The following is an 11,897-nucleotide window of genomic DNA, read 5'->3' on the forward strand; positions in this document are numbered from 1 at the left end:
AGAACGATGAACTATTAAGCTTTAACACTAAAGTGCCTAACGCCTAAAAGACCAGAAGGGTTCCCCAGTTGCGCCAGCAAGCTCTCAACAAGGCCATGATGGAGGCCGTCGAGTTCGTCCACGCGGAAGGCTGGGACGCGCCGCCCACGCTGTTCGCCCTGGTGCCGACGGAGTTGGTCGTGGACCAGCTCGCCGCACTCGACGAGGAGGCGGATTCCCCGTTGACCTTGGTGGTTCAGGAGCTCCCGGAGCACATCCTGCCTGGTTCAGACGAGTTAGGCGACTATATCGCGCGCCTGGCATGGCCAGCAGAGGTCGAGGGCGTCATCCTGGCGCAGGAGATCGTCTTCATGGACACCAGCGGCACTGCCGAAGCGTCCCCGGCCCGGTTGTTCTCCGGCGTGCTGCGGGACGAAGATATTGAGCAGACCTTGCTGCAGATCCGCCCGACCGAAGAGGAGCTGGAAGCGGCTGGCCCGTTCGCAGAAGACGATATCCAACTGCGCGGCGGACCCAACGTCGCACCCGCAGTCATCGGCGCATTGCGGTACAGCTTGGAGAACGATCCGCAGGAAGACGATCTACACTAAGGGGGTCTACTTTAAAGGAGTTACCCCCGTGCCGTCTTCGTCCCTGCCCCGCCATCGCCGTGCGCCTGTCGCGCTCGCGGCGATGAGCTTGGTTGTCACGCTCGCCGCCTGCTCTGACAAAGAGAGCAAAGAGCCTTTGCCGGCACCTGCGCCGGAATCCACCTCCGCTGAGACTGTGGCCGACGAATCCACGGCTGAGGAATCCACGGCGGAAACCAGCAAGCAGAACGGGTGGCGCCGCCGCAGCGACGATTCAGAACTCGTGGCTCAAGTCGCGGAGCAATTCGCGGCGCTTGCGCCCGCAGAGCTTTTCGACGCACTAGATACCTGCTCGGAAACCAGCCTGAAAGGCTCCATCGAATGCACCGGCGCTGATGTGGGAAAGATCCAGTTCTTCGAGTCCGAGTCCATGGCCGCAGACACAAAGGATCTGCTGACTGGGCTGAGGAGCTCCCGCATCGTTGAAGAGTCCGAGGACGGCAACAAGATCGTCGGCTGGTCGATGCTGGGCCGGACCGCCGTCCTCACCGTGGTGGACTCCGACAAGGGCCAGCTGCTGCAGCAGATGGTCGACAGCGGAGATGTTGACCCTGAGCAGCGCATTTACGAGCTGGGGCTAGCTGAAGACGACGGCAGCGGAGTGAAGACCCCTGCGCTCGCCACGGATGAAGAAGAGCAGGAAGGCGAGCAAGAAGAGCAAGACGCGAAGCAGCTCACCAACGAGCAGTAGCGCGCTAGTCCGCCGCGCAGGTTTTGACGGGGGATCCTTCGGAGAAGGCGGACATGGCGGCTACTGCGTCGTCAAGCGTGGCGACGCTCGCGACAACCATATCCCCCGCATCGACCTTGCTTGCTTCCTTGCAGTTGTTCTCGGGCGCGAGGAAGAGTTCTGCGCCGCCGTCGCGTGCGCCTTCGATCTTGTGCGTGATGCCGCCGATCGGACCGACGGAGCCATCTTCGGAGATGGTGCCGGTGCCCGCGACGTGCTTGCCGCCGTTGAGTTCGCCGGGCGAGAGCTTATCGATGACCGCGAGCGAGAAGATCATTCCTGCGCTCGGGCCTCCCACGTCGTTGAAGTTGTAGTTCACCGCAACATCGCCAGTGGGCTCCGAGGACATGGTCACACCCAGCAGCGGGACGGACTCATCCTGGGGGTTGGTGCCGAGGGTGATGGTGGCCTCCCCCGGCTCACCGTCGCGCTCGTAAGAAATAGTGAGCTCGTCTCCGGGATTCTTTGACCGGACGAGGTCCTGGACCTCCTGCGGGGCGGAAACATCGGTGCCATCGACAGCTGTGATGATGTCTTCGGGCTTGAGTGCGTCGGCCGCAGCGCCGTCTTCGAGGACGTCGTGAATGAGGACGCGGGTCGGCTCCCCCAGGTAGCGCATTGCCGCGACCGTGGCGGCAGCTTCGGAGGCGACGAACGTGGCCTCATTGTGCTTGCGCATCTCCTCGTCCGACATATTTGCCGGCATGATCTGGTTGATCGGTACGAGCGTGTCATCGGAGATCAGCCAGCGGCTCAGTGCTTGCCCCACGGTCATGTTGGTGCGCACAGACACTGTCGTCATGTCCAGGTTGCCTGCGGTCGGATCGACATCCACCCCCTCAATTTCGATGACGGGAGTGCCATCGACTTCTTCCAGGGTGTTGAACGTCGGCCCCGGCCCCTGCGCCGCGAACGGCACTGTGAACCGGATATCGGTCCCCGGAATGCCCCCGGCCACGAACAACGCCGCCGCCACCGCAAGGGGAATACCGCCCCACACCACCGCAGCACGGCGGCGTTTCACGGAAGGAGCGGGTTGGTCCGCAGTAGCAGGCAAAGTCACGGCAGTAAAGCCTACAACAGCCCGTTCAAAAGACCGTGTTCGCTTAGAGCGTTGCCTGCTCAGCCCGTTTTTCATTGTAGGGCGTGTTTCACCGCCGGTAGGCTGGCCACCATGGTTAATGGATTCGGGTTCTCTTTCCCTAACGACGACCGCGATGATCGCGACGACCGGGACGGCCAGGACGGAAACGGCCGCAACGACGGCAACGGCCGCGACGATCAGGGCCGCCAGGACAACCCGTTCGGCCAGTTCGGGTTCGGCATTGGCGGCACCCAAGGCTTTAGCGGCGGCTTCGGCAACCTCGGCGAGGTCCTGGGCCAGTTCAGCGAGATGCTCTCCGGCTTGGGCGAGCAGGCCAATAAGGCCGGCCAAGAGCGCCCCAAGCAGGACGCGGTCAACTACGACGTGGCGCTGCGCGCTGCCCGCCAGGTGGTCAAGAACCCGCGTGGTGCGACTGCAGGCGACACGAACGCCGTTACGGAGTCGACGAGGCTTGCGAACCTGTGGATTGATGACGCAACGGCGCTCCCCGATTCCGGCTCCCGCCCCGAGGCATGGAGCGCGGACGACTGGCTGACCAACACCCTCCCCACCTGGAAGCGCATGGTCAGTCCAGTCGCGGAGCACATGGCCCGCGCCCAGCTCGACGCGATGCCGGAAGAAGCACGCGAGATCTTCGGCCCCATCACGCAGATGCTCGGCCACTTCAACTCGATGAACTTCGGCGCCAAGCTCGGCCAGGCACTCGGTGACTTAGCCAACCAGGCGCTGACCGGCAATGACTTCGGCCTTCCGGTCGCGCCGAAGGGTGTCATCGGCATCGTGCCGAAGAACATTGAGCCGATTTCGGAGCAGCTGTCTGTGCCGGGGCAAGAGGTGCTCGTCTACATCTCGGCGCGCGAGGCCGCTCGCCAGCGCCTGTTCACCCACGTGCCGTGGCTCGTCGAGCGCATCGTGTCGTCGGTTGAGGAATACTCCGTCGGCCTGGAGCTGGACACTTCCCACATTGAGGAGAAGATCCGGGATCTCAACCTTGAGTCGGGCGACCCAGCGAAGATCCAGGAGGCGATGCAGGAGATGCAGGGCATGGACATGTCCCCGCGCGTCACTTCGCGCAACGCTGCCGCAGCAGATCGTTTGGAGACGCTGCTCGCGCTCGTCGAAGGCTGGGTCGAGGTTGTCGTCGAGGACGCCCTCGGCTCCCGCATCCCGTCCACTGCGGCGATGACGGAGTCGTGGGCACGCCGCCGCGCGACCGGCGGGTCCGCTGAGAACGCCTTTGCCAACGTCGTCGGCATTGAGCTGGGCGCTCCGAAGACGAACGAAGCCGCTGACCTGTGGCGCCGCGCTACCACTGCCGTCGGTGCGGAGCGCCGCGACAAGGTGTGGGATCACCCGGACCTGTTGCCCACGGGCGAGCACCTGGAGAATCCGGCAGCCTTCATCGACACGCTTCTCGACGATGCTCCGGACGACCAGTTCGACGAAGAGATCGCCAAACTCGAGGAGATGCTCGCTGAAGAGCCCGGCCCAAGCGAGGACGACCGCGGTACTGACGGCAGCTCCGGCACCGAGGACGACAAGAACGACTAGTTCTGCCCGAACCTCTGGAACGCCTCTAAATAGCCCTTCGCGCGTTCAGCGCGGGGGGCTTTGTCGGCGTGCTCCCAGAACTCAGGGCCGTGGCCGGGGATGAAGGTGTGCACGAGTTCGTGGACCAGCACAGCGTCGACCACCCAGTCGGGCACGTCCCGTAGCCGGTCAGAAATGCGAATGTCACCGGTCGCCGTGCTGCAGGACCCCCACAGTGTCGACTGGTTGGAGGTCCACCGCACGGACCCGATGCGCGCTTGCCCGTCGAGGACGGAGTCGTTGAGGGATTGAGCGCGAGCGAGCAGATCTTCATCGGAGACCGTGCTGGTAGTGAGCTTGCGCTCCATCTTCGCCAGGATTCCGTCGACAGCTTCGCGTTCCTGTGCGGCGGTGAAACGTGCCGGAATGCGGACTTCAATGCGGTCGCCTTTGAACCGCGCCTGTACCGTGCGGGTCCTGCGCTCAGAGCGGATCACGTCCACGTTGTCGCGGTCGAGCATGCGCAGTGTCCTCCCGTGTGCTGCAATGGCTCCTATGGGGGACTCAACATTAGTTCGTTTGGCGCCCGGTGTGAATGTGCTGGTCCGTGGGGAGGGATCGGTGCAGTTCGGGCTGGATGCGTCGAGAAGCGCGGTGCTGGACACGGCGCACCCGCGCCAGCTCAAGGCCATCCTGGATGCCATGCTCGAGCCTACGGCCGTGCGCGATGTTCTCAACGCCCTGCGAGGCATTCCCGAGATTGATGAGCCGGAGGCGCGGGCGCTGGTCAACGATTTGCTGAACTACCGCATCCTCGTCGACGCCAGCGAACGCACCGTCGTGGTGCTCGGCACTTCAGCTTTGGCGGACGAGGTGGTGCGGTTGCTGCGCACCGGCGGGATCACAGTGCGCACACCGCTTATCGACGAACCCCTCCACCCCTTCCTTTCCCGCCAATCCCCTGATACACCCGTCGTGGTTGTTGACCAGGTGCCCCAGCTGGTGCGGCTGCGCGAGGCGCTGGCCGATCACACCGGGTGGATCATCCCGGTATTCACGTTGGATTCGCGGGTGGTGGTCGGCCCGGCAAGCCTCGACGGGGACGGTCCGTGCCTTGAGTGTGTGCTCATGCACGCCCAGGAGCGCGACCCGCACACGCATGTCACCGCTACGGCACTGTCGCAGGCCTCGAGCACGAATGCCCCGGATCCTGCGGTGGTCGCCGCTGGCGCAGCTGCCGCCGCGGTGATCGTGCGCCGGTGCGCGGAGGTGCCAGAACCTCCCGGTGTGCTCGTTCCGGAAGCGGAGCCCGGAATCGCGCTGATCATCGACCCCTTCGGGCCGCAGTGGGTGGCTGAGCACCCCCTGGGCACGCACAAGAGCTGCCCTGCCTGCTTGTGAGGGGGCACGGAAGGGGTCAGCGGAAGTCTTCCAAGACGGCCAGCACGTCCTCGCCGTACTGTTCCAGCTTGGACGGGCCGATGCCGGAGATGTCCAGTAGTTCTGCGAGGCTTGCCGGCATCGCCTCGACGACAGACAGAAGTGTCGCATCAGTGAAGACCATGTACGGCGGGTGCTGCTTCTCGCGGGCGGTGTCCAAGCGCCACTGCTTCAAGGCTGTGAATGCGGCCTCGTTGTAGGTCGGTTCGCACTCCTCGTGCCGGCCGAGGGTCTTCTCGGCGGGCGTGGTGATGGGGTTGCCGCACACCCGGCATCTCTTCGGACGCTTGAGGCGGTCAGGGGTGGTCTCGACGTCGAGCTGCGGGGCAATACCGTCGAGGAACCGGGACCTGTCGCGGCTTTTCCGACCACCCTCCTGGCGGGCAAACGACCACGACAAGTGCAGGTGTTCGCGGGCGCGGGTGATGCCCACGTAGAACAGGCGCCGCTCCTCCTCAATCTGCTCGTCGCCAGCCTTGATCGCATGCGAGATGGGCAGCGTCTTCTCCACCAGGCCAACAAGGAAGACCGCATCCCACTCAAGGCCTTTGGCGGCGTGCAGGCTGGCCAACGTCACACCGTCGACAGCCGGGGGCTGCTTCGACTCCGCGCGCTGGCGCAGCGACTGCAACACTCCGGGCAGCGAGTCTGCTTCCCCAGTGTTCACGATGTCGGCGATGAGCTCCACCAACGCGTTGAGTGTCTGCCACCGTTCACGCTGCTGCGCACCCTCGGGTTCCGTGGCACTCAGACCCAGCGGGGCGAAAGCGGCGCGGGCGACAGTCACCGGGTCGTCCGGCAGGTCGTTGCGGCGGGTGGCCTGCACGAGCACGCCGATCGCCTCGCGGATCTCTGGGCGGTTGAAAAAGCCTTCGCCGCCGCGGACTTGGTAGACGATGCCAGCGTCAGACAACGCCTGCTCGAACACCGCCGACTGCGCGTTGAGGCGGTAGAGGATGGCGATCTCGCGGGGTGGGACGCCGCCGTCGATAAGCGTGCGAATCTGTGCCGCGACTTCGCGCGCCTCCGTCGGCTCATCAGCATAGGACGCGAACGTCGGCTCCGGGCCTGGTGCGCGCATGCCCTGCAGCTCAAGGCGGGTGCCAGCAGCGCGGCCGGACGCTTTGGAGATCACGGTGTTCGCCAGATCCGTCACCTCCGGGGTGGAGCGGTAGTCGCGCTGCAGCTTGACCACGGTCGCGTGCCCGTACGTCCGCGAAAAGTTCAGCAGATAGTCCGGGGAAGCCCCGGTGAACGAGTAAATGGTCTGGTTAGCGTCGCCGACGACAGTCAGATCATCGCGCTGGCCCAGCCAGCCTTCAAGCACACGTTGCTGGAGCGGGGTGACATCTTGGTACTCGTCGACGACGAAGGTTTGGTACTGGGTGCGGAACTCCTCTGCCACCGCTGGCGCGTTCTCCAGGGCTCCGGCGACGTGGAGCAGCAGGTCGTCGAAGTCGAGCGCCATGCCCTCGGGGCTGGTCTTCGACTGCTCGTAGCGCTTGTACACGGCGGCGACCTTCTCCGCGTCCGTTGGCGGCTCACGGTGAGAGTTAGCGACGGTCTCGGCGTAGCTTTCCGGGGTGACTAGAGACGCTTTGGCCCACTCGATCTCGCTGAGCAGGTCACGCACCATATCCTTGTGGGACTCGAGCCCCACAGAGCGCGCTGCGCGACCGACCAGGGGGAACTTGTTGTCAATGAGGTGCCACGGCATGTCGCCTGCCACCTGCGGCCAGAAGTAACGCAGCTGGCGCAACGCTGCAGCGTGGAACGTGCGCGCCTGCACACCACCGATACCCATGTCGCGCAAACGGTCACGCATCTCCCCTGCCGCACGCGAGGTGAACGTCACGGCGAGCACGCGCTGCGGGGCGACAAAACCTTGATCGATGAGGTGCGCGATGCGGTAGGTGATGGTGCGCGTCTTACCGGTGCCAGCGCCGGCGAGAATGCACACCGGCCCGCGCGGAGCGGTGGCGGCGACGAGCTGATCGGGGTCGAGCTGAGTTTCGAGCTGGCTCAGGTCGATCATCGGCTAGCGGTCCTCTTCCTCTGCGCGGGCGGCTTCGCTCAGGTCGTCCGGAGTCTCGTCGGTGTAGCGGATGTACAGCAGGCGGTCGCCCGGCTCGACGGTCTCCGCTTCCGGCGAATCGAGGCGGTAGAGCTCGCCGGAGCGGACCACGCCCAGCACAATATCGGCGAGGTGCCGGGGGTTGGCGCCGACTTCGTCATCAATAATCGCGCGCTCAGCCACGGCGAAACCGGCATCGGGGCTGAGCAGGTCCTCGATCATCTCCACCACCGTCGGTGTCGACGTAGCGATGCCGAGCAGGCGGCCCGCGGTTTCCGAGGAGATGACCACCGAGTCCGCCCCGGACTGCTCGAGCAGGTGCTGGTTCTCGCCTTCGCGTACCGACGCGACGATGTTGACCCCCTGGTTGATCTCGCGCACCGACAACGTGACCAAAACGGCTGTGTCGTCGCTGGACGGTGCGACCACGACAGAGCGGGCGCGGCTCACTCCGGCGATTTTGAGCACATCGGACTTCGTGGCGTTGCCGTGGACGGCAATGAGGCCACGGTTTTCGGCGTGGGACAAGGCCTCCTGATTGTCGTCGATGACGACAATGTCGGAGGGTGGCATGCCTTCTGCGATCAACGCCTCGACCGCGGAGCGGCCCTTCGTTCCATAGCCGACGACGATGGTGTGGTTGCGCACGGTTTTCCTCCAGCGCTGCAGTTGCAGGGTCTTACGCGAGTCTTCGGTCAGGACGGACAAGGTGGTACCGACGAGCAGCATCAGGAACGCCACACGCATCGGGGTGACCACCAAGATATTCACTAGGCGCGCCGTCTGCGTCACCGGGGTGATGTCGCCGTAACCTGTGGTGGATAGCGACACCGCTGAGTAGTACACCGCGTCGATGAAGGTGAGGTGCTCCGAATAACCGTCCTTGTCCAGCCACACGAGCACAGCGACGATGACAACAAGCAAGATGGCGTACAGGAACCGCCGGCTGATCAGTGCCCACGGCGTCGCCTTGTCCGCCTGCGGCAGACGGATGACATTTAGTAGAGCGTGGTCTGGCAACGCCGTCAACTCGTCGCTGCGGTTATCGCGGAAACGGATCGGCGGACGAAACGATGGCGCCATGGGTCACCTCCTTAATGCTGCATGTCTATATCGGACTCTAGACCTGTCGCCGCGGCGGTTTGCAGCAGCTCCTCCAGCTCGCCGCGTTCTGGCAGGTCGTGCGGGGCGAAGTCTTCCCCGGTGCGGACGTAGAAGAACACTGCGTTGACTGGCAGCCCGTCGCCGGCGATGCGTTTCCACGCCTCCCGGTAGACGGCCAGCTGCAGTTTCGCGGCCCGCATCTCCGTCGCCTGGGGTTTGGCGCCGGTCTTCCAGTCGACGATGGTCCAGCTGCCGTGCGGCGCCTCTGGTGTGGGCGCGTCACGGTACACAGCGTCAATGCGGCCGCGCACGGTCGCCGAGCCCAAGTCGATCTCAAAGGGGTGCTCGATGTGCGCCGGAGCGCGCTGTGCCCAGTGGCTGGCCTCAAAGGACGCCTTGAGGCGTGCCAGTGTGGTCGCGTCGACGTCGGGTTCGGTGTTGCCGGGCAGCTCGTCGTCGTCGAGAAGCGGACGCGCGCCGAAGAACCCCTCGATCCACTCGTGGAACGCTGTTCCGCGCTTGGCGTAAGAGTTCGGTTTGAACGGCACAGGGCGGCGCGCGCGGCGGGCGAACTGCTCCGGGTTAGCGCGCAGCGCGACGATGTCGGAGGCGGTGAGCATTGCGGGCATGATGACCGGCACCGACGGGCTCATGGTGGCCTCATGCTCCTCGATCAGCGCTGTCACATCGCGCTCCCACAGCCCGTAGAGCTCACCGGCGGTGAGCTGCGGCAGGTCCGTAAGGGCCGCGTTGACGCGCTCAGCGGCATCCACTGCGGCAGGCTCGGCGCTGTAGTGCGGCCAGAAGCCTTCGCGTTCGCGAATGTCCGTCAGCTCATCCGTCACCGTCCCGTCCCACCAGGACAACACCTCCGCCATATCCCGGAAAGGCAGGAAGTGGGCGTAGGGCTCCACCGGCTTCTTCCGCGTCGGAGAGATCCCGGACGCCGTGACCAAAAGACGCCGCTCCGCCCGGGTCACCGCGACATAGAACAGGCGCGCTGACTCTTCGGCAAGCTCGGCGGTCTTGTCCTTTTTGTACTGGTTGGTGAGCTTCTGGAAGTCGCTGCGGGTGTCGGCTTCGTCGAGCGCCGTGTACGTGTCGTCCGGGATCGTCGCCACATACCCAAGGAAAGTCTCCGCCGTTCCGCCGTACGTTGCGGCGTCAGCGTGGGCGACAGCGACGGTGCGCCATTCCAAGCCTTTCGCCTTGTGCGCGGTGAGAATCTGCACTCGGTCGCCGGTGTTGGCAACAGTTCCGGGCGCCAGGCCGTCCTCATGCTCGGTGGCTAGCTCCAGGTAGTTCAGGAAGCCTTCCAGATCCGCACCCGGATAGGACGCGACCGTTTCAGCGAATTTGTCCAGATGCACAGTGCCGGTGTCGGAGGGGCGGGAGAGCACCTCGGTGCGGATGCCGAAGATGGAGACGATGTCGTCGAACAGGTCCGGCAGGCGCTTCCCCAAGCTGCGCTTGCGCAGGGCGCGCAGCTGTGAGGACAGCACCTGCAGGCGGGCCAGACCTTCCTCCGTGTAGCGCTCCGGCTCACCGAGGTCTGCCACCGCGTCGGCTAGACCAACGGAGCGCTCGTTCTCCCCGACGGCGTTCTCGGCCTCGCGGATCAAGTCGGTGAGCTGGGCTTGCAACCGTTCCCGCGGATCTGCATCAGGCCCCAGCCCCGCTACGGCGCTGTCTTCTTGGTCGTGCGCCCGGCCGCCGGCCAGGTTCACTGCTCGCCGAGACAAGGCCGTGATGTCTTTCAGCCCCAATCCGCATGCGGGGCCAGCCAGGATGCGCAGAGCAGCGGCAGAATCTTGCGGGTGAACGAGCATTTTCGCGACAGCCACCGCATCGGCGACCTCCGGCACGGTCAGTAGACCTGCCAGACCGACAATCTCATATGGAATGCCGCGCTCCTCCAGAGCTTCAGCGATCAGCGCGGACTGCTTGTTCTTGCGCACCAGCACAGCCGAGGAGACATCACCGTGCTCAGCGAGCTGCTCGTGGAAGTCCGCGGCCAGCATGTCAGCGACGGCGGCGATTTCCTCGTCCACAGGCCCGTAGAAGCCTACCTCTACAGTGCCAGGCTCAGACGCCGGATTCGGATTGAGCGGTTCGACGGCGCGCTGCGGCCCCGGGGCGCCGAGCACGGCCGACGACACTGAGTTGGCCAGTGCCAGCACTTCCGGTGGGTTGCGCCATGAGGTGGTGAGCTGGGCTTTCGGGGCGGAGGCACCGTCGGCAAGCGGAAAGTCGTCGACGAACGCCTGCAGATTAGCGGCAGTGGCTCCGCGCCAGCCGTAAATCGCTTGCATCGGGTCACCGACGGCGGTGACGGTCAGCGGGTGCGGGTGCCGCGCGGGGTTGTCGCGGTTTTCGCCGAACAAGCTGCGCAGAAGCACGCGCTGGGCGTGGGAGGTGTCCTGGTATTCATCCAACATGACCACCCGGAAGCGGCCGCGTTGGCTCTCCCCGACCGACGGGTGGTTGCTGGCCAGTTGCGCCGCGACGGACATTTGCTCGTTGAACGTGACCACTCCGCGTTCGCGCAGCTCGCGGCTGAGCTCCTCCGCGAGGTCGGTGTAGGCGGCGCGAAGACGCTGCTTGTCTATCCAGCCGCGGACTTCCTTGGCGTACTGCTCTTTCGCTCTGCCGCGGGGAAGGGCTGCGACGTTATCGATGAACGCCTCCGCTTCCTCCCGCACCCGCGACGGCGGCATGAGGTCGTTGCCCATGTTGGCCACGAGCCGCAGCAGAGTGTCCACGACGGTGCTCACGCCCGGGTTGGCATCGACGCCGTCGAGCAAAGCGCCACCGTGATTGCTCACTACGTCCCAGGCGATGGAATGCAGCTCGGCGTCGGTGATAAGCCGCGCGTCAGGCTCCACGGGGACGAGCAGGCCGTATTCGCGGATGAGGTCGCCGGCATAGGCGTCATAGGTGGACACGGTCGGCGCGATGACCTCGAGTGTCTCGGCCAGTCCGCCGCTGGGGTCCAAATGGCGCACCAGCTGCTCATTCGCGGCGAGCTTCTCCAACCGGGTGCGAATGCGCCTACCCAGCTCTTGCGCGGCCTTTCGCGTGAACGTCAGGCCGAGCACTTCCTCCGGCCGGACGTAGCCGTTGGCCACCAGCCACACGACGCGGGCCGCCATCGTTTCGGTCTTGCCTGCGCCCGCGCCGGCGACAACGAGGAGCGGGCCGGGGTCTGCCCCGATGACCGCCGCCTGCTGATCGGTCGGCGGGAACTTCTCCTTCAGATACCGCGACAGTGTCACGGGTTGCATG

Annotated in this window: 9 protein-coding genes; 4 read left to right on the plus strand and 5 right to left on the minus strand. The window is 65.1% G+C overall.

Translation table 11 applies throughout. From position 1 onward, the window contains the following. Positions 1-95 precede the first annotated feature (95 nt). Together KBX19_RS06610 and KBX19_RS06615 are read left to right on the plus strand one after the other, a co-directional pair. Complete coding sequence (locus KBX19_RS06610; RefSeq protein ID WP_050748840.1) at positions 96-590, plus strand: PPA1309 family protein; 495 nt, start codon at positions 96-98, stop codon at positions 588-590. Between the two features lie 28 nt (positions 591-618). Then, complete coding sequence (locus KBX19_RS06615) at positions 619-1,320, plus strand: hypothetical protein (RefSeq protein WP_255996063.1); 702 nt, start codon at positions 619-621, stop codon at positions 1,318-1,320. 4 nt (positions 1,321-1,324) lie between these two features. Here KBX19_RS06615 and KBX19_RS06620 read toward each other — a convergent pair whose 3' ends face one another. Then, complete coding sequence (locus tag KBX19_RS06620; RefSeq protein ID WP_255996065.1) at positions 1,325-2,422, minus strand: PDZ domain-containing protein; 1,098 nt, start codon at positions 2,420-2,422, stop codon at positions 1,325-1,327. Positions 2,423-2,533: 111 nt separating this feature from the next. Here KBX19_RS06620 and KBX19_RS06625 point away from each other — a divergent pair, with 111 nt between their 5' ends. After that, positions 2,534-4,015, plus strand: a complete 1,482-nt coding sequence (locus KBX19_RS06625) for a zinc-dependent metalloprotease (protein ID WP_255997984.1) — start codon at positions 2,534-2,536, stop codon at positions 4,013-4,015. Here the strand turns inward: KBX19_RS06625 and KBX19_RS06630 are convergent. Further along, complete coding sequence (locus KBX19_RS06630; RefSeq protein WP_255997985.1) at positions 4,012-4,515, minus strand: M48 family metallopeptidase; 504 nt, start codon at positions 4,513-4,515, stop codon at positions 4,012-4,014. The genes KBX19_RS06625 and KBX19_RS06630 overlap by 4 nt on opposite strands. A 34-nt stretch (positions 4,516-4,549) precedes the next feature. Here KBX19_RS06630 and KBX19_RS06635 point away from each other — a divergent pair, with 34 nt between their 5' ends. Further along, positions 4,550-5,395: a hypothetical protein gene (locus KBX19_RS06635; RefSeq protein ID WP_255997987.1), complete on the plus strand. Its 846-nt coding sequence runs from the start codon at positions 4,550-4,552 to the stop codon at positions 5,393-5,395. 16 nt (positions 5,396-5,411) lie between these two features. Here the strand turns inward: KBX19_RS06635 and KBX19_RS06640 are convergent, their stop codons facing one another. Genes KBX19_RS06640 through KBX19_RS06650 form a run of 3 tightly spaced genes read right to left on the minus strand, consistent with a single transcriptional unit; the run spans position 5,412 to position 11,896 of the window. Beyond that, positions 5,412-7,469, minus strand: a complete 2,058-nt coding sequence (locus KBX19_RS06640; protein WP_255997989.1) for an ATP-dependent DNA helicase UvrD2 — start codon at positions 7,467-7,469, stop codon at positions 5,412-5,414. 3 nt (positions 7,470-7,472) lie between these two features. Continuing rightward, complete coding sequence (locus tag KBX19_RS06645) at positions 7,473-8,591, minus strand: TrkA family potassium uptake protein (protein WP_255996074.1); 1,119 nt, start codon at positions 8,589-8,591, stop codon at positions 7,473-7,475. A gap of 11 nt (positions 8,592-8,602) precedes the next feature. Further along, entirely contained in the window at positions 8,603-11,896 is a 3,294-nt protein-coding gene (locus KBX19_RS06650) for an ATP-dependent helicase (protein ID WP_255998043.1), read from the minus strand. Position 11,897: the final 1 nt, after the last annotated feature.

Source organism: Corynebacterium sp. CCUG 71335, assembly GCF_024454075.1.
GTDB classification, from domain to species: Bacteria; Actinomycetota; Actinomycetes; order Mycobacteriales; family Mycobacteriaceae; genus Corynebacterium; species Corynebacterium genitalium.